The organism is Rhodococcus sp. MEB032 (genome assembly GCF_030208925.1).
Taxonomy (GTDB): Bacteria; Actinomycetota; Actinomycetes; order Mycobacteriales; family Mycobacteriaceae; genus Rhodococcus_F; species Rhodococcus_F qingshengii.
In genome coordinates this window covers 606,955-629,727 of record NZ_JARVSY010000010.1, presented here as the reverse complement: position 1 = coordinate 629,727, position 22,773 = coordinate 606,955, and the positions used below count along the sequence as shown (strand labels likewise).

General features: G+C 62.6%; 20 protein-coding genes. 10 read left to right on the top strand and 10 right to left on the bottom strand.

Annotation, left to right across the window (positions count from 1 at the left end; genetic code table 11):
* Window positions 1–19: 19 nt before the first annotated feature.
* Window positions 20–1,690 carry a chitobiase/beta-hexosaminidase C-terminal domain-containing protein gene (locus tag QRN54_RS13240; RefSeq protein ID WP_209909936.1) on the bottom strand — a complete coding sequence of 557 codons (1,671 nt, stop codon included), beginning with the start codon at window positions 1,688–1,690 and terminating at the stop codon, window positions 20–22.
* A gap of 182 nt (window positions 1,691–1,872) precedes the next feature.
* On the opposite strand from QRN54_RS13240, the gene QRN54_RS13235 reads away from it, so the two are divergent.
* Entirely contained in the window at window positions 1,873–2,763 is an 891-nt protein-coding gene (locus QRN54_RS13235; RefSeq protein WP_030537198.1) for a LysR family transcriptional regulator, read from the top strand.
* Here QRN54_RS13235 and QRN54_RS13230 read toward each other — a convergent pair.
* Window positions 2,697–3,641 carry a LysR family transcriptional regulator gene (locus QRN54_RS13230; protein ID WP_054188394.1) on the bottom strand — a complete coding sequence of 315 codons (945 nt, stop codon included), beginning with the start codon at window positions 3,639–3,641 and terminating at the stop codon, window positions 2,697–2,699. The two genes, QRN54_RS13235 and QRN54_RS13230, sit on opposite strands and share 67 nt — an antisense overlap.
* Before the next feature lie 187 nt (window positions 3,642–3,828).
* On the opposite strand from QRN54_RS13230, the gene QRN54_RS13225 reads away from it, so the two are divergent.
* From QRN54_RS13225 to QRN54_RS13200, 6 genes are read left to right on the top strand one after another with little or no spacing between them, the layout of a single operon-like run.
* Window positions 3,829–5,388, top strand: a complete 1,560-nt coding sequence (locus QRN54_RS13225) for a long-chain-fatty-acid--CoA ligase (protein ID WP_285182123.1) — start codon at window positions 3,829–3,831, stop codon at window positions 5,386–5,388.
* Window positions 5,385–6,431, top strand: coding sequence for an MBL fold metallo-hydrolase (locus QRN54_RS13220; protein WP_116057842.1), 1,047 nt, complete (start codon window positions 5,385–5,387; stop codon window positions 6,429–6,431). Before QRN54_RS13225 ends, QRN54_RS13220 begins: the two co-directional genes overlap by 4 nt.
* Before the next feature lie 37 nt (window positions 6,432–6,468).
* A complete protein-coding gene (locus QRN54_RS13215) occupies window positions 6,469–7,230 on the top strand; it encodes a crotonase/enoyl-CoA hydratase family protein (RefSeq protein WP_065351440.1) in 762 nt (253 codons plus the stop codon).
* Window positions 7,227–8,039: an enoyl-CoA hydratase/isomerase family protein gene (locus tag QRN54_RS13210; RefSeq protein ID WP_064688122.1), complete on the top strand. Its 813-nt coding sequence runs from the start codon at window positions 7,227–7,229 to the stop codon at window positions 8,037–8,039. The genes QRN54_RS13215 and QRN54_RS13210 overlap by 4 nt, the downstream gene beginning before the upstream one ends.
* Before the next feature lie 30 nt (window positions 8,040–8,069).
* Complete coding sequence (locus QRN54_RS13205; RefSeq protein WP_007729501.1) at window positions 8,070–8,972, top strand: LysR family transcriptional regulator; 903 nt, start codon at window positions 8,070–8,072, stop codon at window positions 8,970–8,972.
* 3 nt (window positions 8,973–8,975) lie between these two features.
* Window positions 8,976–9,872 (top strand): LysR family transcriptional regulator, encoded by an 897-nt coding sequence (locus tag QRN54_RS13200; RefSeq protein WP_003939949.1) that lies wholly within the window; start codon window positions 8,976–8,978, stop codon window positions 9,870–9,872.
* On the opposite strand, the gene QRN54_RS13195 is transcribed toward QRN54_RS13200, so the two are convergent.
* The 5 genes from QRN54_RS13195 to QRN54_RS13175 form a co-directional block, all read right to left on the bottom strand.
* Entirely contained in the window at window positions 9,869–10,774 is a 906-nt protein-coding gene (locus QRN54_RS13195) for an NAD(P)H-dependent flavin oxidoreductase (protein ID WP_502944049.1), read from the bottom strand. The genes QRN54_RS13200 and QRN54_RS13195 overlap by 4 nt on opposite strands.
* Window positions 10,775–10,827: 53 nt before the next feature.
* Window positions 10,828–12,483: a class I adenylate-forming enzyme family protein gene (locus QRN54_RS13190; protein ID WP_285182241.1), complete on the bottom strand. Its 1,656-nt coding sequence runs from the start codon at window positions 12,481–12,483 to the stop codon at window positions 10,828–10,830.
* Window positions 12,484–12,524: 41 nt separating this feature from the next.
* The gene (locus tag QRN54_RS13185) at window positions 12,525–13,289 is read right to left on the bottom strand and encodes an SDR family NAD(P)-dependent oxidoreductase (protein ID WP_003939944.1); all 765 of its coding nucleotides are present in this window, start codon (window positions 13,287–13,289) and stop codon (window positions 12,525–12,527) included.
* Window positions 13,290–13,343: 54 nt separating this feature from the next.
* Complete coding sequence (locus QRN54_RS13180; protein ID WP_165638943.1) at window positions 13,344–14,474, bottom strand: thiolase family protein; 1,131 nt, start codon at window positions 14,472–14,474, stop codon at window positions 13,344–13,346.
* Between the two features lie 134 nt (window positions 14,475–14,608).
* Complete coding sequence (locus QRN54_RS13175) at window positions 14,609–16,072, bottom strand: MFS transporter (protein WP_172403434.1); 1,464 nt, start codon at window positions 16,070–16,072, stop codon at window positions 14,609–14,611.
* Between the two features lie 195 nt (window positions 16,073–16,267).
* Here QRN54_RS13175 and QRN54_RS13170 point away from each other — a divergent pair, with 195 nt between their 5' ends.
* Complete coding sequence (locus tag QRN54_RS13170) at window positions 16,268–17,425, top strand: acyl-CoA dehydrogenase family protein (protein ID WP_003940617.1); 1,158 nt, start codon at window positions 16,268–16,270, stop codon at window positions 17,423–17,425.
* Between the two features lie 66 nt (window positions 17,426–17,491).
* On the opposite strand, the gene QRN54_RS13165 is transcribed toward QRN54_RS13170, so the two are convergent.
* From QRN54_RS13165 to QRN54_RS13155, 3 genes are read right to left on the bottom strand one after another with little or no spacing between them, the layout of a single operon-like run.
* The gene (locus QRN54_RS13165; protein ID WP_054188392.1) at window positions 17,492–18,712 is read right to left on the bottom strand and encodes a CoA transferase; all 1,221 of its coding nucleotides are present in this window, start codon (window positions 18,710–18,712) and stop codon (window positions 17,492–17,494) included.
* 31 nt (window positions 18,713–18,743) lie between these two features.
* Window positions 18,744–19,742, bottom strand: coding sequence for a MaoC family dehydratase (locus tag QRN54_RS13160; protein ID WP_285182121.1), 999 nt, complete (start codon window positions 19,740–19,742; stop codon window positions 18,744–18,746).
* Entirely contained in the window at window positions 19,739–20,614 is an 876-nt protein-coding gene (locus tag QRN54_RS13155) for an HpcH/HpaI aldolase/citrate lyase family protein (RefSeq protein ID WP_204855369.1), read from the bottom strand. Before QRN54_RS13155 ends, QRN54_RS13160 begins: the two co-directional genes overlap by 4 nt.
* Window positions 20,615–20,814: 200 nt before the next feature.
* Between QRN54_RS13155 and QRN54_RS13150 the strand changes: the two genes are divergently transcribed.
* Window positions 20,815–21,966 carry an acyl-CoA dehydrogenase family protein gene (locus QRN54_RS13150; protein ID WP_003940468.1) on the top strand — a complete coding sequence of 384 codons (1,152 nt, stop codon included), beginning with the start codon at window positions 20,815–20,817 and terminating at the stop codon, window positions 21,964–21,966.
* A 31-nt stretch (window positions 21,967–21,997) separates the two neighbouring features.
* Window positions 21,998–22,744, top strand: a complete 747-nt coding sequence (locus QRN54_RS13145) for a GntR family transcriptional regulator (protein WP_285182120.1) — start codon at window positions 21,998–22,000, stop codon at window positions 22,742–22,744.
* Window positions 22,745–22,773: the final 29 nt, after the last annotated feature.

Here is a 22,773-nt window from a genome sequence, read left to right as displayed (position 1 = left end):
TCGGGTCAGCGGGAGGACGTCAGCGGGTGAAGGCCAGGGTTGTCACCGGTGACCGGTTGCCGTATGCGTCAACGGCTTCGACGCGGGCTTCGTACGCGGTGCCCGCTGCGGCATCGGGAATCGGAATGTCGAGGCTGTTCGGCCGCGGCATGAAGTAGAAGTCCGAGAGCACCTTCGACGAGACCACCTTCGCTCCGGTGGCTGTGTCCGTGACCTCGACGGCGTAGTGGTGCACCATCTGATCGTCCTTGGCCTGCGCGATCCTCAGTGCGGTCGCACCGTTTTCGCCGGTCGTCACCGAGAGCGGAGTGCTCGAGGTGAACTCCGGCGCGTGCGTGTTCCGTGCGCCCGAGGTGTAGCGGAAGTTGTCCTTGATCTGCTGGTTGGTCGACCCGTCGAGTTCGACCGTCCACCCCGAACCGCTCAGCGTGCCCGCGCTCGAGTACGGAGGCTGCCAGTTGGCTGACCACGCGCCACCGGCGTAGATGTCGTGCTTGTCTGCCGCCATGTTGATTCGGTTGATTTCCGTGCGGTTCTGGTAGACCTCGACGAAGAGCGCTTGGGCAGTGGGTGATTCGAAACGGTTCGCGAGACCGGACTCGGTCACCATCTGGTAGCCGTGATCGATTTCGATGTACGACATCGAGCCGTCGTTGACCGACGTGAAGTCACGCTGATGGATCGACCGGTCGTCGTTGTTGTTCAGATGTGAGTGCCCGGAGAAGAAGATTGCCTGAGGGAAGGCACTCAGGTCTTCGGTCAATCGAGGGTTCGACGCCTGCTGCCCGTCCATGGCTGTGTTGCTTGCCGGCCGGTGTCCCTGGACCAGGATCGGCTTGGTCAGGTTCCCGGACTCCGCGGTGATTTCGGTCAGGCGGGACTTCAGCCAATTGCGTTGCGCTGAATCATTGTTGTAGGTTTCGGTGTTGACCGTGAAGAGATGGACACCATTGACGTCGGATTCGTAGTATCCGCCACCGGAATCCGGGAACCACTCCGCCGGATATCCGGCTCTGATCGCCGCGAGACTTGCATCGTGATTGCCGTTGGAGATCAGGAGTTGTGTGTCGTTCATGCCCTTTCGGGCGAGGTTTGCCTGGAAGATTTCTGCGACGATCTTGTGGTCGGGCCCCTTGCCGTCTCCGTTGTCGTTGATCATGTCCCCGTTGGAGAGGATGGCGTCGGGTTTCGGGTAGATGGAACCGATTGTGTCGAAGAAGCTTTCGTACTTCTTGTCGTTGTTCGCGTGATCGCCGACGTGGACGTCGGACATCACGACGACCTGAGCCAGCGGCTTTTCCGAGGTCTTGATCAGGTAGCCGAACGAGACGGCCGCGCTCGCGTGATCGCCGCGGAAAGCTGCGACAGTGACGTTGGTGTCCTGTGCGATGTGCAGCGGACGTCCCGGCGTGGCAGCTTGGCTGTCGGTGGTGGGTGTCGTTCCGTCCACGGTGTAGCGGACGGTGGCGCCGCGCTCGGCGGTGAAGGTCAGGTCGACGGGGTGCTCGTACCGTCCGCCGGGGACGCTGACGCCGGGCGCTGCGGGCGGCGTGTTGTTCTCGCCCGAAGAGCTGCCCCATTCGAAGGACGAACTGCCCCAGCCGGGTTCGGCGTGGGATTCGGCGGGGGCGATGCCGGGAACGGCGAGAGCCGCGGTCACGGCTGCTATCGCGATGGTCGTACGTCTCACGAGGATTCCTTGTCTTCGACGCGGTGGTTCAGACCTATCCGTAATTGGTCTGGACCAATTACGGTAGGTGGCGCCGGGTAGAAGAAGGTGCGTCCTGAATGTCCGATTAATGAAGCGTGTGTGAACACCCTGCAGTGCTTGGTACCGGTATACCTGTCTGCGTTTATGGCAAAGTCGATGGAGTGGACCTACGTCAGATCGAGTACTTCCTTGCCGTTGCCGGTGGTGAGTCCTTGTCGACGGCTGCGCAGAATCTGTCGGTCACCAAGCCGTCGCTGTCGCAGGGTATTCGTGGCCTCGAGCGCGAACTCGGAGTCGAACTGTTTCACCGTGTCGGTCGCGGTTTGGTGCTGACGGCAGCAGGTCGGGCGTTGGTAGGGCCGGCGAGGCAGATGACTCGCAGCAGCGCGGCCGCGTTCGACGTCGCGATCGGTACGGCCGACGAGCCTCGTGGCCGGCTCGACATCTGCTCCGCGGCACATGGTCTCGAAGGTCCGATCGCACGCATCGTGGCAGACTTTCGTGAGCGGTGGCCTGCTGTGACCGTTCGGGTCGGTGAGTTGCCGCAGGGTGCAACGTCTGAGCAGGTGTTGGCAGACGGCGCGTGCGAGGTGGTCTTCAGCTATTGGCCACCCGACATGTCGGCGCTGTCCACGAAAGTGTTGGGGGTGAACGAGTACTGGCTGGCAGTGCCGTCGGGGGTTCATCCCGACGTCTGGCCGAATGGTGTGAAACCCGCTGCGGGAGAGCCGGTGTCATTGACGGCATTGCCCGATCTCCCCGTGGTGGGTGTGCTCAAACACTCGCGGGCTCGGCTTGCCATCGAGTCGTCTCTGCAGGCCGCCGGGGCCCGGACTCGGATGTCGACGGAGTTGGCGCAGCGGGAGACCGTCGGCGCGTTCGTCTTTGCTGGTTTGGGCATGGCATTCATGGAGCGTTCGTTGGCCGAGAGATCGGTCGCGTCCGGCGCGGAGATATTTCCGGTGGAGCCGGCGATCTCACTGAATTACGGCGTCGAGTTCGATCCGGAGACGCTCTCGCCGTTGGGCAGGCTGTTCGTGGAGGGCTTGTGACGTGGGGAGATGTTCTCGATGTACGCAGACCCGGCCGGTGAGAGCGGGCCGTCGCGGTAGACCAAGATCGTCTGCCGGGTGATCGGTGGGAAAAGCGAGCGAACCTCAGATGCCGGTGAGTCTTGTTCGGCGATCGATCTGGGCAGCAGCGCGGCGCCTACACCTTGCCCGACCATTTCCCGGACAGCAAGGCGATCTGGCACTTCCACGACGACGTCGGTGAGTTCCAGATCGTCGTCGATCGAGTGCCCGCGCCGAACTGCGGATGCCTCGACCACCATTGGCAGGCGCGCGACCACGGTGCGCGGAACCGGATCGGGGAGGTCTGTGGCCAGGCGAATGGGGATCGACAAGACCGTTTCCTGGGTGCTCACGGCAATTTCTCGAAGCCCGTCGGAGACTTCGGTACCCGGGTGGGTCTCGAGAAACCCGAGTTCACACGTACCTGCTCTGACGAGCGCGCGCACGTCCTGTGCGTTGGCGGAGGCGTTCGTGGAGAACCGAATTCCGGGTGCCGTCAGATGGAGGCGTCCGGCGACCTCTGCAACAGGGTCGATGGCGAGATCGGACTGAACTGCTATGGCGAGTTCCCCGGCGCGCAAAGCGGTTACCGCAGCCACCGCGGCCTCGGCCCGAGCAACGTCGGCGAGCAACGTACGGGCAGAATCGGCAACTGCCAGTCCGACCGTGGTGGGAGCCAGACCGCGAGTGGTGCGCTCGAAGAGTGTGGCTCCGAGAGCTCGTTCGAGGTTGCGCACGGCCTGCGAGAGGGACGGTTGCGAGATACGCAGGACGTCCGCGGCGGCAGTGACGCTGCCGTGATCGACGACCGCGACGAGATACTGCGCGCTGCGTATGTCCATGCCGGGTGCCTGCATCTGACGAATTCTCCCAGATGACGGAGCCTTGGCGGCGGTGACTTGCTGCGACCTGCGGACATAGGTCTGAGCTATGGCTCTGTGCGCCTTCTCGTCTTTGTGGCGCAGGCCATAGCGATGGTCGACTGTTCCAGTACCACCGACCGCGTTTCGTGCTCGGTGAGTACCTGGAACACAGGAGCGTGATGTGAGCGAGCTTCACCTACCCAACCGGATACGCCACTCGGCGTCGACACGGCCGTCCGATCCGGCAATCACGTGCGGCGACCGAACGCTGACTTGGGCTGAGCTGGATGGCGAGACCAGCACCTTGGCGAGTGCGCTGGCAGAAGTGACCACAACGGGTGCTCGTGTCGGTGCGCTACTGCGGATGGGGCTCGAAGGTGCGGAAACCTTCATCGCATGTGCGAAGGCAGGCGCTGTGTTCATCCCGTTGAACTGGCGGCTCAACCCACTCGAACTCGTCGACATCGCCGAGGACGCGGAGCTCGACGTCTTGATCGTCGATGACGAGTTCGCCGCGGGGGCGGCGGCGATGTCCGCAGCGTTGCCGGACATCGAGGTCATAACCGTGGGAGCTGCAGGGGGCCTGCCGGATTCGCGAACCTGGGCGGAGTTCGTGGCATCAGGGACCGGTGTCGACCCCGGACACGGGCACGATCCGGACGCAGCAGTTCTGCAGCTGTACACGTCCGGGACAACCGGCCGGCCCAAGGGCGTCGTGGCCACGCACCGGAATCTGTACAACGAGCCCGAGGGGTTCGATGTCTACGAATTCGGTTCGAATACAGTCGCACTCGATGCACTTCCCCTCTTTCACATCGCCGGTGCCGGCTGGATGAGTACATGCTTGTCGGCCGGAGTGCCTTTGGTGCTGCTCGGAGACATGGCGCCTGCTCGGGTCGCTGATGCCATCGCGACCCACCGCGTCACCCACGCATTTCTGGTGCCTGCAGTCATTCAGACGCTGGTAGATCTGCCGACTCTCGACAGTTTCGATCTGACCAGCCTGGAGGTGGTCGCCTATGGGGCGTCACCGATCACTCCGGCGCTCCTCGCCCACGCGATGACTGTCTTGAACTGCAAATTCGTTCAGCGATACGGGATGACCGAGACGACGGGTTCGGTATCCGTCCTTCGTGCTTACGACCATCATGTGAGCGGGCCGCGTTCGGAGTTGCTTCGCTCTGCGGGCAAGCCGATGATCGGCGTCGAGATCTCGATTCGAGACGTCACCACTGGTGAGGAATTGCCGCCCAATAATTCCGGTGAGATCGTCGCGCGCAGTAGAAACAACACTCGCGGATACTGGCGACGTGACCGTGAGACCGCCGAATTGTTCACCCACGACGGTTTCCTCCGAACGGGGGACGCCGGCCATCTGGACGACGAGGGGTATCTGTTCGTCACCGATCGACTCAAGGACATGATCATCACCGGCGGAGAGAACGTCTATCCGATCGAGGTGGAATCCATTCTGGCCGAGCACCCCTCGGTCGCCGAGGTTGCGGTGGTCGGGGTTCCCGACAAGCGCTGGGGTGAATCCGTGACCGCAGTGGTCAAACTGGTCGACGGTGCCGACGTGCCGAGCGTCGACGAGTTGATCGCTTTCAGCACAGCGAAGTTGGCGTCGTACAAGAAACCTCGCCAGATCCATTTCGTGGACTCCCTACCTCGCAACGCGAGCGGAAAACTGCTCAAGTCGAGCCTGCGGACCATGCTGAACGCGAGCGGAGAAGCATCATGATCGTGACCGAAGACGTCGGTGTCGCACAACGTGAGGCATGGGCGAACAAAGTCCTTCCACCGGTCGAACAGGTGCGGGACGGATTGTGGTCGATCCCTGTTCCTATGCCGGACAACCCTTTGCGCTACGTACTCGTCTACGCACTCGCGCTCGACGACGGACTTGCCCTCATCGACGTCGGTTGGGATCACGAACAGTCCTGGCAGGCTCTCGTCGACGGCATAGCATCGATCGGATACCACGTTTCCGAAGTGCGCTATGCGGCAATCACGCACCTGCATCCCGATCACTTCGGCCTGGCGCCGCGTCTTCGGCAGGTCAGCGGCGCGACACTTGCGATGCACGTGGCCGACGCGACGCTCCTCGGGTACCACGGGCCCGAACAGACCCGCGACGACATCAGTGGCTGGAACCTGCAGTTGTCCGAACTCGGCGCACCGGCCGAAGTGCTCGACGCGTCTCGGGTCGACCTGGTGCGGTTCGCCGAGTACGAAACCATCGACATCGTTCTGGGAGAAGGGGATTCACTCGACCTACCCGGTTGGAATCTCCGCGCCCAATGGACACCGGGGCACACTCCCGGACATCTCTGTTTCGTGGAAGAGGACAGAGGCTTGTTGTTCAGCGGCGATCACATGCTGCCGAGGATCAGCCCGAACATCTCCACGATTCCCGGTGAACTCGAGAACCCACTTCATCGTTATCTTCTCTCGCTCGAGGCGACGACAACACTGGGCGAGTGCGAAGTGCTTCCGGCACATGAATATCGATTCCGTGGGATCGCCGATCGTGCACGTCAATTGATGGGGCACCACGAGGAGCGATTGGCGGAGATCGTGGCTGCGGTGCAGGATGAGCCTGAATCCACGGCCTGGGAACTCTCACGCACGATCTCCTGGTCTCGCCCGTTCGAACAGATGTCGCCGCGACTACTTCGCTTGGCAGTCCGCGAAACCCATGCTCATCTTGTTGTTTTGGCGAAGCGGGAGATCGTGACACCGTCCGGCGGCACACCCGTGCGCTGGAGCATTCGCGCGCAGTGACCTTTCAAGAATCTCATCACGGAAGTAGGAACCGAACATGAGCGTCGTGCTCACCGACTTCGCCGACGGCGTTGCCGTCATCACCCTCAATCGTCCCGAGGCCAAGAACGCGGTCAATCTCGAACTTGCCGAAGCCTTGGCTGCGGCCATCGACGAGTTCGAGGAACGGGCCGATCTCACCATCGGCATTCTGACCGGATCTGGTGGAACCTTCTGCGCCGGTATGGATCTGAAGGGATTTGCGCGCGGAGAGCGGCCATCGCTACCGGGTCGTGGTTTTGCCGGTCTGACCGAGGCACCGCCGTCGAAGCCGCTGATCGCAGCCGTCGAAGGTTGGGCACTCGCCGGCGGTTGCGAACTGGCCTTGGCGGCCGACTTGATCGTGGCGTCCACGGACGCGAAATTCGGCCTGCCCGAAGTGAAGCGGGGACTTGCCGCGGCCGCCGGCGGACTCCTACGTCTGCCGAAAATTCTTCCGTATCAGTTGGCCATGGAAATCGCGATCACGGGGGATCCACTCAGTGCCACCGTGGCGCATCATCACGGCTTGGTCAATCGGCTCGCCGAACCGGGACACGCGCTGACCGTCGCACGCGAGCTTGCGGCCCGAGTAGCGGCTAACGGTCCACTGGCTGTTCGCGCGACCAAGCAGGTACTGGCAATGTCCGCCAAGTACACCGATCCGGATGCCTTTGTCGCGCAACGCGAATTCATCGATCCGGTCTTCACCTCTCGTGATGCCAAGGAGGGCGCCACGGCATTTGCCGAGAAGCGCTCTCCCGTGTGGAGTGGTTCATGAGTGCCGAGACGATCGAGCGTGCGGCCGTAAGCATCGAACGAGACGGTGCTGTCGCGACGATTGTTCTCTGTCGGCCGCACCGCCGCAACGCTCTCGATCTCGACGCCTGGATCGCTCTACGTGAAGCAGTCCTCGAACTTCAAGAGGACGCGCAGATTCGCTCGGTGATCCTGACCGGCGCGGATGGGACCTTCTGCGCGGGCTCCGATCTGGACAAGCGTGGCTCGTCGCACCCGCTCGATCGCATGCGTGTCATCAACGCAACGGCAATCGCACTGAGTGAGTTTCCCAAACCTCTGGTGGCGAAGGTCGACGGGTTTGCCGTCGGAGCCGGATGGAACATGGCGTTGCTCTGCGACTTCGTCGTGGCGGCCAAGGGTGCGAAGTTCAGCCAGATCTTTGCCAAACGGGGGTTGTCTGTCGACTTCGGTGGTTCGTGGATCCTGCCGAGACTGGTCGGCCTCCAACAAGCCAAGCGACTGGTGATGCTTTCCGAGACGATCGACGCACAGGAAGCCTACGAGCTCGGGTTGGTGACTTATCTGGTCGAACCGGCCGAGCTGGACGAACACACGTCAACACTGGCGCAGCGGCTCGCCGCCGGCCCGCCGGCCGCACTGAGTCAGTCTGCCGCCATGCTCGAACGTCACACCTCCCTCTCGTTGCGGGAGGCCTTGGACAACGAGGCGAGGGCGCAAGCGGTCAATTTTGCGACGGATGCCACCGACGCGGTTCGTGCCTTCGTGGAAAAGCGGGAGCCGATCTTCACCGGAGAGTGGGCCGTACCAGGGGCAACTCGGGTGGAGTGAGCGACGGATCGCTGGTCGTATGATGGATGAGTGGATCTGCACTTCGTCACCTACTTCGTCGCTGTTGTCGACCACGGTGGGATAACGAAGGCCGCTCAGGCTCTCTACATTTCGCAGCCCTCGCTGTCACAGGCAATTCGTACGCTCGAGCGTCGACTCGGCGCCACGCTGTTCGACCGGACGGGCAGGCGGTTGGTTCTTACCGACGCGGGCCGCACGTTCGATCTCGCGGCCAGGAGAATCCTTGCCGACGTCGAGCGCGCGAAGGCGAAAGTGACCGCCGTTCGCGAACTCGAGTTCGGTCGTGTCGACGTCGTCTCGTACTCGGCGTTCTCGATCGATCCGATGGTCGAGTTGGTCCGGCGATTCCGGGCCAACTTCCCGAAGATCGTCGTGCGTGTTCTCGACACGTACGGCCCGGCCGGGGTCGACAATGCGTTGCGGCGAGGTTCGGCCGAGGTCGGCGTCACCGATCTGAGTATCGGGTACGAAGGTTTGGTCACGGCTCCGATTGCCACTCAGGAGTTGGTGCTCGCCACCCATGCGTCGTTGTCCGGCCGACTTGCAACGCCGTTGGCGGATCCGGTTCCGCGAGCGCTCTTGCACAGTTTGCCGCTTGTGGTCGATCTCGGTGATCAATCGAATCAGTTCCGGGGTCTACTGAGCGAAGGCGCCGAGAACGTAGTCGTGGACTGTGTCCACCCTGTGACCACGTGGGAACTGGTTCGCCGAGGAATCGGCGCCACTGTAGTGCCGAGAAGGGTTGCACAACAGCAGATGACAGACGTCTGCGCCTTCTCCTTCGATCCGCCGCTGACACGCGACGTCGGTATCGTCTATCGCTCGGGCGAGCAATCCCCGGCGGCCGCTGCATTTATCGCGACGGCTGCGGAAATGGCCACCTCCGCCGTTCCGTCCACGGAAGAGGAGTGAACTGTGGAGTTCCGGCAGATGGAGTACTTCCTCGCAGTGGTCGAGAACAAGGGGATCAACGGCGCCGCAGCGGCTCTCGGCGTTGCTCAGCCGACCGTGTCACAAGCGTTGCGCGGGCTCGAACGTGAACTGGGAGTAAGGCTGTTCCATCGCATCGGGCGCGGCATGGTGCTCAGTGCTGCCGGTCGCAGTCTGGTCGGCCCGAGTCGACAGGTCTTGCGAGACGTAGCTGCGGCGGCTGAACAGTTGACGGCATCCGATGGCGCCATCGTCGGTCGCCTCGACATCATGGCTTTCCCTGCACTGACCTCGGGGACGATCGTCGATCTGATTGCGGAGTTCTGTCGACGGTATCCGCAAGCACGAGTCAGATTCTCGGAACTCGAGCGTGAGGACAATCTGGAAAGTCTCATCCGGGACGGCCACTGCGAATTCGCGGTGGCTCATCTGCCGCTCGAGGCGGGCGAAGGGCTCGAAATCGTCGAATTGGGGGAGCAGGAATACCGCCTGGTCTACCCGGCTGGAACAGAACTACCCGAGGGGCCGGTACGCCTTTCGGAAATGCCGGACATTCCCATGGTATTCGTTCCTCGCGGGGCAGCGATGGGTGACGCGATCGAAGATTCGATCCGAAAGGCCGGTACCAGAACGGAACTCGCGGTGGTGACCGAGCAACGGGAGTCGCGGCTCCCGATGGTCATCGCCGGACTCGGCGGTTCGTTGGTCGAGCGCTCGGTGGCGAAATCGATGCCTGGTCAGGTGGTGGAACGGGCCTGCGAGCCGAGATTCCTGCGTGCGTACGGTCTCGCCTTCGACCCCTCGACGTTGTCGCCGGTGGGACAGGTATTCGTGAACCTGATCCACGAGTACCTGTCCGACGAACGCCGGTCACAGCACTAGAGTCGGCAGATACGTTCTCGCGCGGCAGAGTACTCGGCGGCGAGACGTTCTACTACTGCATGCGTCGGAAGGACTGCGTCGATCGCTCCGATGCCCTGTCCGGCGCCCCAGATGTCACGCCAGGCCTTGGTATCGGTGTCGTTGGTCGCGAAACTCATTGCGGATGGATCGGATTCGGCCAGGTTGTCGGGGTCCAAGCCGGCGGCAACGATGCTGCCCCGCAGGTAGTTTCCGTGTACTCCGGTGAACAGGTTGGAATAGACGATGTCGGAGGCCCCTGAATCCACGATCATCTCCTTGTACGCAGGATCCGCGTCAGCCTCTTCGGTTGCGATGAAAGCTGATCCGACGTATGCCAAATCGGCCCCGGCCGCGAGCGCAGCGAGAATCGAATCACCATGAGCGATGGCACCTGACAACAGCAGTGGACCGGCGAACCACTCACGAATCTCCCGAATCAGGGCAAACGGCGACTGCCTACCGGCATGGCCACCGGTCCCGGCAGCTACCGCGATCAGTCCGTCGGCGCCCTTCTCGATCGCCTTGCGTGCAAAGCGATTGTCGATGACGTCATGGAGAACGATTCCGCCGTATGCGTGGACTGCGTCGTTGATGTCGGTGCGAGCGCCGAGGGACGTGATGACGATCGGAACCTCGAACTCGGCGATGGTCGCCAGATCCTCTTCCAGGCGGTTGTTGGACCGGTGGACGATGAGGTTGACGGCAAATGGCGCCGATGGATTCTCCGGGTGCTCACGATCATGTTCCTCACGAGCCACGGTGATCAGTTTGAGCCAATCCCGAAGTGCCGACTGCGGACGAGCATTCAGTGCCGGGAAGGACCCGATGATGCCAGAGGTGCACTGCGCGATGACGAGGTCAGGGGTCGAGATGATGAACATCGGTGAAGCGAGAACCGGGACACGCAGTTGCGACGTCAGGTCTGCGAAGGTCGTCACCTGGAACCGCCTTTCTGATCGACGGATTCGAGAAGTCTCGAGCGGAGGTCGGTCTTGAGGACCTTACCGGCAGCCGATGTCGGAAGGAGTTCTACCTCGACGACTTCGCGAATCTTCTTGTACGGCAGCACCTGCTCGGCGACGAACGCCTTGATCTGCTCGGCGTCGAACTCGGTGCCCGGAATCATCACGACGAAGGCTACGGGCTCCTGGCCGTTGTTCCCCACTTCGCGGCCGACGACCGCGGCAGTCGAGATCGCCGGGTGCGAGACCAGAATCTCTTCCAGTTCACGCGGATAGACGTTGTATCCCTTGTAGATGAGCATGTCCTTGGCCCGGTCACAGATGAAGAGGTATCCGTCCGAGTCCAGGTACGCGATGTCTCCCGTGTCCAACCAGCCGTCGACGAACTGTTCTGCGGTGGTTTCCGGGTGTCCGAGATAGCCGTCGGTGACCTGAGGCCCACGCACCCACAGTTCGCCGCGTTCGTTCTCGCCCAGAACGGTCTTCCGGTCGAGCTGATCGCGAATCTGGATTTCGGTGTCGAAGATCGGGAGGCCGACGCTGCTCTGCCGATATTCCGAGCCGTTGATCAGCGGAGCGGCCGTGACCACACAGGTGGCCTCGGTCAGCCCGTAGCCTTCGACGACGAGCGCTTTGGGAAATGCCCGGCGGAGTGCGGCGAGCGTGACACTGTCGATCGGGGCAGCACCCGAAGAGACGACGCACACGCTGTCGGTGTTGCGCACCGTGGCGTCGGGATGAACCGACAGTGCGTGCCACATGGCGGGAGACCCGGTGAGATAGGTGGCCTCGTGCTTTTCGATCAGCTCGAGCATCCGGCCGGGTTCGAACCGACCGGCAAACACCTGGGTGAGACCGGAAATCAACAGGAACGACGTGTTGAGCAACGAATGTGCGTGGAAGAGAGGGGAGACAACGATGGTCGCCCCGGTCCCGGGCGTCGGACCGAGCACGTCGAGGCCATCGATGCGTCGAGGAGTGACGAGACCTTCAGGACCTGCATCCAACTCGTGACCGGTTCTCCACCCACACATCTGTGTGATGTTGCCGACGACGTTGCGGTGAAGAACACGAACACCTTTGGAGACTCCGGTGGTTCCGCCGGTGAACGCGATGTGTGCGATGTCGTCGCTACGAACCGAGGCAGGGGTGAATTCGTTGGGTAGATCGGCGATGAAGGAGTCGAACGCGACGACCGACTCCGGTGTGTCGAGCGCGCCCTCGGTGTCCTGGACCATCACGATCGTACGCACGGAGGTTCCTGAAGCGGCCGCGAGCAGTACGTGCAGCTGCGAACTCTGAGTGACTGCAGCAACGGCGGACGTCTCCTCGATCTGCTTGCGCAGGCCGAGCTCTGGCTGCAGTGGGTTGACCAATGTGACTGTCGCCCCGGCCTGTAGGCATCCGTAGTAAGCCTGGAGGAACTCGACGCAGTTCCCGAGGTGCATCAACACCACGTCGCCGACGCCCACCCCGGCTTGCCGCAGTGCGCCGGCGAATTGCGCACTGCGCTGGCCGAGTTCGCGGAAGGTGCACGTACGCTCGCCGTCCACGACGGCGAGGCGGTCACCGTAGAGCGCCGCCATGCTGGGCGCCCAGTACGCCATGGTGGTATCCGGGTATTGCATGTTGTGCCGCAGTTGTGGATTGGCGATCACGCTGGTGCCCGTCACCGGGGAGCCATTCGGATAGCGCCGTCGAGTCTGATGGTCTCGCCGTTGAGGTAGCCGTTCTCGAGCATCGAGACGGCGAGCTGGCCGAACTCGTCCGGACGACCCAGTCGTGAGGGATTGGGAACAGAGGCTTCGAGGGCCGTGCGCACGTCTTCGCGTAGGCGCGCCAGGAGGGGAGTGTCCATGATGCCGGGAGCAATGGTGTTGACGCGGATTCCGCGGCTGGCGAGATCGCGGGCAGCGGTGACCGTCATACCGACGATGCCGGCTTTGGACGCTGTGTAGTTGATCTGACCGATCTGACCTTCGAATGCTGCGACCGACGCCGTCATGACGATGGCACCTCGCTCACCGTCCACGGCGTCGAGTTCCGCCATCCGCTCGGCGCCGAGACGGAGTGCGTTGAACGAACCGACAAGATTCAGCTTGACGACGAACTCGAAATCTTCGACCGATCCGGCTTTTCCGTCCTTGTCGAGAATGCGCATACGACGCCCGGCGCCCGCGCAGTGGACGACGCCGCGGAGGCCGCCGCGCTCGTGCGCCGCGTCGAGTGCTTCGGCGAATTGTTCGCTGTCGGTGACGTCGGCCGGGGCGAATTGTGCGGCAGCACCGAGATCGGCCGCCACCTGCTTACCGTCGGACGAAGGCAGATCGATCAACGTGACCTGCGCTCCGGCGTCGAGCAGCCGTCGAGCGGTTGCCAGGCCGAGGCCTGAAGCGCCGCCGGTGATCGCGGTGGAAAGTCCCTCGAGTTTCATGGATCAATTCTTCTTTCCTGCTGGATGACGTGTCGGCCCGAAAGCGTTGTCGGGTCAGATCAATTCGAGAATGGTCGCATTGGCCATGCCGCCGGCCTCGCACATCGACTGGAGACCGTAGCGAATTCCGTTGTCGCGCATGTGATGTGCAAGGCGAGTCATCAAGATCGCACCTGATCCGCCGAGTGGGTGGCCGACCGCGATAGCGCCGCCGAGCGGATTCACACGATCGATGGCTGCGCCGGTTTCAGACTGCCAGGCAAGCGGGACGGGGGCGAATGCCTCGTTGATCTCGAAGGCGCCGATGTCGTCGATGGACAATCCGGAGCGATCCAATGCCTTTGCGGTGGCGGCAATCGGACCGGTGAGCATGATGACCGGGTCGTCGGCTGCGACCACTGCGGTGTGAATACGAACGAGCGGCTTCCACCCACGTGCCCGGGCGTACTCGCTGGTCGTGACGAGTGTGGCGCCCGCCCCGTCGGAGATCTGAGAAGAGTTGCCGGCGTGGATGGCACCGTCGGCGTCGAAGGCCGGGGGCAACTTCGCGAGCGACTCCACACTTCCGCCTCGCCGAATGCCTTCGTCCTGGGACAAGCCCGCGATCGGAGTGATCTGCCCGGTGAATGCCCCTTCATCGGTGGCACGGGCCGCGAGTTCGTGTGAGCGGAGGGAGTATTCGTCCAGAGCTGTTCGTGTGAGTGCCCATTTCCGGGCCATCATCTCGGCGCCGGTCCCCTGGCTGAAACCGTCCACCCCGTAGCGTTCGAGTACCGAAGCCGGAAAATGCTCACCGTTCTTGCTGGCGGTACCCATCGGTACTCGTGACATCGATTCGACGCCTCCGGCTACGACCACGTCGTTCTGACCGGAGATGACGGTGGCCGCAGCAAAGGAAACTGCCTGCTGGCTCGATCCGCAGGCCCGGGTCAGTGTGACGCCGGGAACGCTGTCGGGCCAGCCGGCAGCGAGTGCCGCTGTGCGGGCGATGCTTCCGGCCTGCTCGCCGACCTGACTGACGCAACCCCAGATCACGTCGTCGACCGTCGCCGCGTCGAGTCCGGTCCGTTCAGCGAGCGCACGCAGTACATGGGCGGACAACTCGGCCGGATGGATCTCCGAGAGGGCGCGGCCGCGACGGCCGATCGGTGTACGTACTGCGTCGACGATGACGGCATCTCGCATGTATCTCTCCTGCTGTTCGTGCCCGGTTCTGCGACTGTGCGGTCGGGGCGTGTCTCGAGTCGATCACGAGCGGGTCGACCCGGCAATGTCTTTCGGTGAATGGCTTTGTTAGCGAATGGCTATACGTGGAGTACTCAGCCTCGGATGAGCTTGCGATCGCGCTCGGGATTGGCGAAGACGAGGACCAGAACCGCGGCGATCACTCCGATGACGCCGATTGCCTGGAAGGACTGGGCGTAGCCGTCGGCCGGGGTTGCAGCGTTGTCCACGATGACTCCCGTTGCGTAAGGAGCAATCAGGCCACCGATCGACATGATGGCGAGGAAGAATCCCATCGTTCCGGCAGTCTGCTGCGGCGGGCACAGCTCCGAGATCGCAGCGTTGATGAGCGGGAAGGTGATTGCCGAGAACCCGTAGCCGATCGAGACCATGGCGACAGCGACGATGGGAGTGGAGATCTGTGGCAGGAACAGGAGAATCGATCCGCAGATCAGAACGCCGACACAGGGAACGATGACGCGAACCGTACGAGAGGTGAAGCCGCGGCCGATCAACTTGTCCGTGACGGAACCGGAGGTGATCATGAGGACGAGACCGACGATCGAGGGCAGCGCGAACATCGAACCGGCCTGCATAGCACTGTATCCGAGGCCGACCTCGAAGTACGACGGCAACCAGGTGAGGACGACGGTGGTCAGCGCGTAGATGGTCGCGATGAGGAAGCAGCAGCTGACGAAGGTGCGGGAGAGCAGGATCTTGCGCCACGGAACGTTGGGCTCGGTGACCGCCTTCGTGGCTGTCCCGGCTGCCTCGGTTGCTTCTGTATCTGCAGTCTTGGTCGCCTTGACGGCCTTGCTCGTGTACGGGCCCTCGGACCAACCGGCCAGCCAGCAACCCATCCACACGAGACCGAGAACGGAGAGCGAGAGAACCGCTGCGCGCCAGCCGTAATGAACGGCGATGAAGGTCAGTACCGGCGCGAGGGCGATCTTTGCGACAGAGGCGGATCCGGCGAGCATTGCGCCGGGAAGGCCGCGCTTGGCCGGCGGGTGCCACGAGTACGCCGCGGTGTGCATCAGCGCCGAACTGGGGCCTTCGGCAAATCCGAGGAGCATGCGCGAGACGATCAACATCGCGAGGCTGGCGCCGAGAACGAGGGGGAGCATGACCACGGACCAGATTGCGGCCAGGATCAACAGCGCCCAACGCAGGGTCAGGTACTTGTTGAGCGGTCCGGCGAGGAATCCACCGATGCAGAACATCAGGAAGAAGAGCGAGCCGACCATGCCGATTTGCGAAGACTTCAGTCCGAGCTCACGAGCGAGGGGCTGAGCGATGATTCCGAGGACTGCCTTGTCCGCGTAGTTGACGATGTAGAGGAAAACGACGAGCCCGGTCATCGTCCACGCACGCTTGCGGGTACCGAAGACGGGAACTGCTGACGAATCTGGCGTTGCTGTTGCTTCGGGCTGGACGTCGTTACGCTGTGGCGCGATGGGGGTCACGTGGCGTCCCTTCGAGACTGGTGGGCGGATGCGATCGTGCTCGAAGCGCGGCCTCGAAGCGATCGATGGTGGTGTGTTTGCCGGCTGACCCATTCAACGTGTTCTGGATCACTTTGAGCAATGTCGCGTCGATGATCGGAACGATAGCGGTTGCCTATGTATCGCAGGTCAGGCCATATTGGTACGCCCTATCGGACGCATAGCCGATGAGTGTTGGATCGAATGCGGAACATTGAGGCAAGGTGAGATCAGGATCACCCTGTCCCCTTGACCGACTGGAGTTCATACATGCAGCGCACCGTGTTCAACGAGGATCACGAGGCATTCCGGGCAACCGTTCGCGATTTCATCGCGAAGGAAGTAACCCCGGTCCACGAGAAGTGGGAAGAGGACGGTCACCCGCCCCGTGACTTCTACCGACGACTCGGAGAGCTGGGCGTACTCGGAATTCAGGTGCCGGAAGAATACGGCGGAGGCGGCGAGAAGTCGCTCAAGTTCAACGTCGTCGTCGCCGAGGAAGTTGCTGCCGCCGGGGCGTCGTTCGGCTCGCAGTCGGTGCATACGAACCTGATCCTGCCCTACCTGCTCGAGTACGCGAACGAAGAACAGAAGAGCCGCTGGTTGCCGGGCTTCGCTTCCGGAGATCTGATGTTCGCGATTGCGATGACCGAACCGGGAACAGGATCGGATCTGGCGAACATCGCGACCACGGCCAAGCTGTCGGAGGACGGTACGCACTACGTGGTCAATGGTTCCAAGACGTTCATCACCGGTGGAGTACTTGCCGACCGCGTCCTGGTGGTGTGCCGTACCGCGCCCAGCACAGCGGAGAACCGGCGCACGGGGTTGTCGATTCTGGTGATCGATACGTCGTCGCCCGGATACTCGGTGGGGCGCAAGATCAACAAGATCGGGCTCAAGACCTCCGACACTGCGGAGCTTTCGTTTGTCGACGTCAAGGTGCCCGTCGAGGACCGACTCGGAGAAGAGGGCGACGGCTTCAGCTATCTGACCCACAACCTGGCTCAGGAGCGGTTGACCATCGCGTTCGGAGCGGCCGCCACTGCCAGTGCAGCGCTTCGCTTTGCCATCGACTACGTCAAGGACCGCAAGGTGTTCGGCAAGCCGGTCGCGGCCTTCCAGAACACCAAATTCGTTCTGGCCGAATGCGCTACCGAGGTTGATGCCATCCAGCTGGTGTCCGACAACGCACTCGAATGTCATGACCGCGGCACTCTGACGATTCCCGACGCAGCGAAGGCGAAACTGTTCTGCACCGAGGCGGCAGGTCGAGTGATCGACAAGTGCCTCCAATTGCACGGCGGGTACGGCTACATCACCGAGTATCCCATCGCGCGTCTTTACGCAGACACGCGTGTCACACGAATCTACGGTGGCACAAGTGAAGTCATGAAGACCATCATCGCGAAGGATCTTGGTCTCTGACGCACTCTCGACATGTTCTCGGCCTCGGAACAAATGTTCCGAGGCCGAAAACATCTTCCGGGTAGGTCAGTTCGCCGGAACCCCGACGACGCCGTCCGCGATCAGCGTCGAGGCGTGATCGGCGTTGGTTCCGAGGATGTCGGCGAGCACCGCGATCGAATCGCCGCCGACCTCGGAGGCGGGTCCGGTACCCAGGTGTGCGCCGTCGAACGAGGCAGGATTGGCGGCAGCCAGGTAGCTTCCGATTCGAGGTTGATCGAGTGCGGAGAACATCGGGTTGTTCTCCAGTTCGCCAGATTTCACCACTTCCTCGAAACTGCGGTACCTCTCGAACAGAACCGACGATGTGTCCAGCGCTGCAGCGATCTCGGCGCCGCTGTGTTCCCGGAACCAATGTGAGAATAGAGCAGTGAGTACCTCTCGATGACGGTAGCGATCCGCTTCGGTGGAGAAGTCGGCTCCGAGTGCAGCTTCGACAGCGTCGACAGCCGCCGTGGTGCCGGTGACCGACGCGAGGTCGCGGAAATGGCGGGTAGTGAGTGCAACGATCATGAACCGTTCGTTGTCGCTGGAGACGAAATCGATTCCGTACGTGCCGTAGACGGCGTTTCCGCCGGACTCGCGACTGCGACCGTTCACTTGTACTTCGGTGAGGTAACCGAGGGTTCCCGCGGTGGCCAATGCGACGTCTTCGAGTGGGAGCGTGATCCGAGATCCATGTCCGGTCGAGTCACGTTGGCGCACTGCGGCAGTGATCGACAGGGCGGCGTAGAGCCCGCATGCGACGTCCCAGGCAGGCAAGGCGTGATTGACAACTCCGGCGTAGTCCGCCGGGCCGGTGATCTGTGGAAATCCCAAGGCGGCGTTGACCGTGTAGTCGACTCCGGGACTGCCGTCGCGGCGTCCGAGGATCTCGAGGGTGATGACGTCGCTACGCAACTGGGCCAGGGAGTCGTGGCTCATCCACTTACGGCCGCCGGCGTTGGTGACCAGGATTCCGCCGCCAGGTCCCGGCGCCGTGACCAGTTGGCGTATCAGTTCTTGGCCGCGTTCGGCGCGCATGTCCACTGACAGTGACCGTTTGCCTTTGTTGAGTCCGGTCCAGTAGATGCTCTCGCCCTTGTCTGTGACGGGCCAGCGATTGTAATCGGAGGCACCTCCGATCGGGTCGATCCGGATCACCTCGGCGCCGAGTTGGGAGAGCGTCAGTCCGCACAGCGGCGCGGCGACAAAGCTCGAGACCTCGACGATGCGAAGCCCGGACAGCGGGCCTGGGCTCTGAGTCATGTGTGGTCCTCCGTGATAGAAGAGTGTGTGCTCATGCCATCAACACGGTGAAACGCCAGTCGAGAACCGGAGTTTGTGTTGCAGAAGCATTGTGGGAGAACACGAGCGAACGCAGTTGCACTGCGGTTCCGTGTTCGAGGGGCGACGAGTTTTCGACGTGCAGTTCGCTCGTGAGGGTATCGCCCTCGTGAACGGGTCCGGTGTGATCGCACGAGTGCCACCCGAGAACCGTCACCACGTTGGGCAGAGCGCGAGTCGCCTGGGCGAGTGCGATCCCGATGGTGTGGCCGCCGTAGACGAGGCGACCGTGGGTGCCGACGCGATCGTCGTGGTGCGTCGCTGCGATGTTCAAGCTCAGCCGGGCAAGTTCTGGTGCACTGGAGACGACGTCGCCGCTGCTACGGAATACCGAGCCCACCAAATCCGACTCGAAGTGCCTGCCGGGTACCCGCTCTCGATACGTGTCGAGGTCCCAACCGTCAGGTGATACGTACGGAGCCGGTTCGGACGGACCGATCGCCCCGAGGTCGTCGGCGTGGCGAGTTCTCGCCTCGATCGGGTCGGGGCTCAGGGGGAGCATGGCGCAGCGGTAGAAGTCGAGGACCGTGTTGCCGTTCTGATCAGCAGACGTCATCCGTAGCGCGGCAAGTCCGGTGGCGCCGCGTCCCGGCTTGGCCGAGTTCTCGCGTAGACCGACAACCTCGGTGCGCGTGTACAGGGTGTCGCCGAGTACCGGGAAACGGTGGAATCGCAGTCCACGGTAGAAGAGGTTCGCCTTGACGTGGTGTGTGACCACGGTTGACTGGCCGATGGCGATGTCGGTGACCAGTCCTGGATTTGCCACTGGTGCACCGGAACCCGTGACGCTCGACGACAAGTGTGCGTCGAGAGGCAGGCGCATGCGGTCACCGAGGATCGCCTGATGGGAGGCGGCGAGTCCACTGGTCAACGTCACCGCGGGGGCTTCGTCGAAGATCTGTCCATGGGTGAGCTCGTCGAAGTACGGGCCTCCCACGTAGTGCTCGCTCATACGGTGACTCCTTCGGCTCGGGCAAGCGTACGACGCGCTGCCACGGCCACAGCTTCGTCGAGCATCTGGCCGTCGAGTTGGGCGGCACCCGAACCCAGGGTTTCGGCTTCTTCGAGTGCGGTCAGTACCCGTCGGGCGTCATTGACGGCGTCGTCCGAAGGAGTGAATGCGGTAGTGGCCGAGTCGATCTGCGCCGGGTGGATGACCCATTTGCCGTCGAACCCGAGAGCGCTGGTCCAGTGCGCGGCATGGCGGAAAGCGTCGTCGTCGGTGATGCCGAGAAAGGGCCCGTCGATGGCTGCGACGCCGGCTGCGCGGCAGGCGATCAGAATTCTGTCCTGGACGGCAAGCCAGTGTTCAGGCAGTGCCGAGCGTGAACGGCCGAGCGCTGCACCGAGATCGGCGTATCCGATGATCGCGGCTTGGAGACGAGGAGTCGCGCGGGCGATGGAGTCGGCATTCTGGACGCCGAGCGGAGTTTCGATCAGGGCTTGCAGGGTGGTGTGGTGCCCACCGGCAGTGAAGAGGATGTGCTCGGCCTCGAGTAGTTCGTCGGCGGACTCGACCTTCGGGACGATCACGCTCGTCAGCGATTCTCCGAGGGCGCCGCAGGCGATCAGGTCGTCGCGGGCCCATGGTGTGGTCAGGCCGTTGATTCGGACCGAGATGGTGCGCGCCCTACCGAACTCGTGCACCAAGGTGCTCACGAGGGTTCGCGCCAGGTCCTTGTTCGTCGAAGTGACGGCATCTTCGAGGTCGAGAATCACCTCGTCTGCGTTCGAGAAGAGTGCTTTGCGTGCCTTGCGCTCGTCTGAACCCGGCGCGACCAGGGACGCGCGACGTCTGGTGGCGCGGTAGTGGTTCTCGTCCATAGTGTGTCGATTACCTCGATCTGGAAATCAAATGTACGGCCAGTTGTGAAGTGGATGAGCTGCCGTGAACGGCGTTGATGTGCACCGAACTGCCTCGATGCTGGCAGTTGCTGCGTATCGATGTCAAGGCGCGGTATTGACATTGCGCGAACAATATCGAAATATGGCCGTACAAACTTATTTCAAGTCGAGGCGGATTCATGCTCAAGCTCAACGACGAAGAGACATTCCTGATCGAAACCGTGCGCCGGTTCGTCGACCGAGAGGTCAAGCCCACGGTCCAGGAGGTGGAGCACGCGAACGAGTATCCCGAGAAGTGGATCGATCAGATGAAGCAGATCGGGATCTACGGGCTCGCGATTCCCGAGGAGTACGGCGGATCGCCGGTGTCCATGCCCTGTTATGCGCAGGTGACGCAAGAACTGTCGCGCGGATGGATGTCCCTGGCGGGAGCGATGGGCGGGCACACTGTGGTCGCCAAGCTCATCTCGCTGTTCGGTACCGAAGAACAGAAGGTGAAGTACCTGCCGCGAATGGCAACCGGCGAGATCCGGGCAACGATGGCCCTCACCGAGCCCGGCGGAGGTTCCGATCTGCAGGCCATGACAACCAACGCCAAGAGCGACGGCACAGATCTGGTCGTCAACGGCGCCAAGACATGGATCACCAATGCCCGCCGATCCGGCGTGATCGCCTTGCTGTGCAAGACCGATCCAAGCGCAAGCCCTCGTCATGCGGGCATCTCGATCGTTCTCGTCGAGCACGGCGAAGGGCTGACCGTCTCCCGCGACCTCCCGAAGCTCGGATACAAGGGCGTCGAGAGTTGTGAACTGTCCTTCGACAATTACCGCATCTCCGAGTCGGCCATTCTGGGCGGTACTCCCGGAAAGGGCTTCGGGCAGATGATGAAGGGGCTCGAGACCGGCCGTATCCAGGTGGCTTGCCGCGCACTGGGCGTCGCCACGGCCGCACTCGAAGATTCACTTGCCTACGCGCAGCAGCGCGAGAGCTTCGGCCAGCCGATCTGGAAGCACCAGTCGATCGGCAATTACCTCGCCGACATGGCAACGAAGCTGACGGCCGCACGGCAGCTGACGTGGCACGCGGCGCAGATGTACGACAGCGGCGAGCGGTGCGACATGGAGGCAGGCATGGCCAAGCTGTACGCCTCCGAGGTGGCGATGGAAATCGCTTTGTCCGCCGTCCGCATCCACGGCGGTTACGGCTACTCGACGGAGTACGACGTCGAGCGGTATTTCCGTGATGCACCACTGATGATCGTCGGGGAGGGAACCAACGAAATTCAGCGCAACGTGATCGTTTCGCAGCTGGTTGCCCGCGGCGGTCTGTGACGGACCGGTGAGCAAGTAGGATCATGTCGCTATGAGCGGTAAGGAAAGAGAGACGGAGCCGGCGTACCAACGCCTCTCTCGTGAGCTTCGTCAGCAGATCTCTGCCGGTACCTACCGCGACGGCATTCAACTGCCCACCGAATCCGAACTGGCGCAGCATCACGGCGTGAGTCGGCAGACGGTCCGCCGAGCCTTTCACGATCTGGTTGCCGAGGGCATCGTGTACCGAGTACCCGGGCGCGGAACGTTCGTGACCGAGAACAGCGGCCGCTATCTCCGTCATCTCGGATCCATCGAAGATCTCATGAACCTTTCGCGGGACACGACGATGGAAGTTGTGTTACCGCTGCAACGGCGCGTGGACATCGAGGCGGCCAGTCGGCTTCGGCTCGACACCGACGTCGTGTACACCGTGGTCTTCCGGCGGATACACGAGGGAGTTCCGTTCGTGCAGACGACGGCGCATCTGCCGGAGGCGATCGCGCGGCAGATCATCGACCTGCCCGCCATGGCGGCCGGTGCGGTGAGCGCCAATACGGTGATCGGCTTGCTGGAACCGCTGATCGACAGTCCGATTGTCGAAGCAGCACAATCGATCACGGTGTCCCCGGCCACGGCGGACGTTGCCAGGGACGTCGATTGCGAAATCGGCCACGCCATGTTGCGGGTGGACCGTTTGTACTCCAACGCGCAGGGCGTTGCCAACGAGTTGTCGGTGAGCTATTTCTTGCCGGAGCAGTACACGTATCGGGTCACGCTGCGCCGCGGCGCACATTGACGCTGCGCCGCGGCGCACATTAGCGCTGC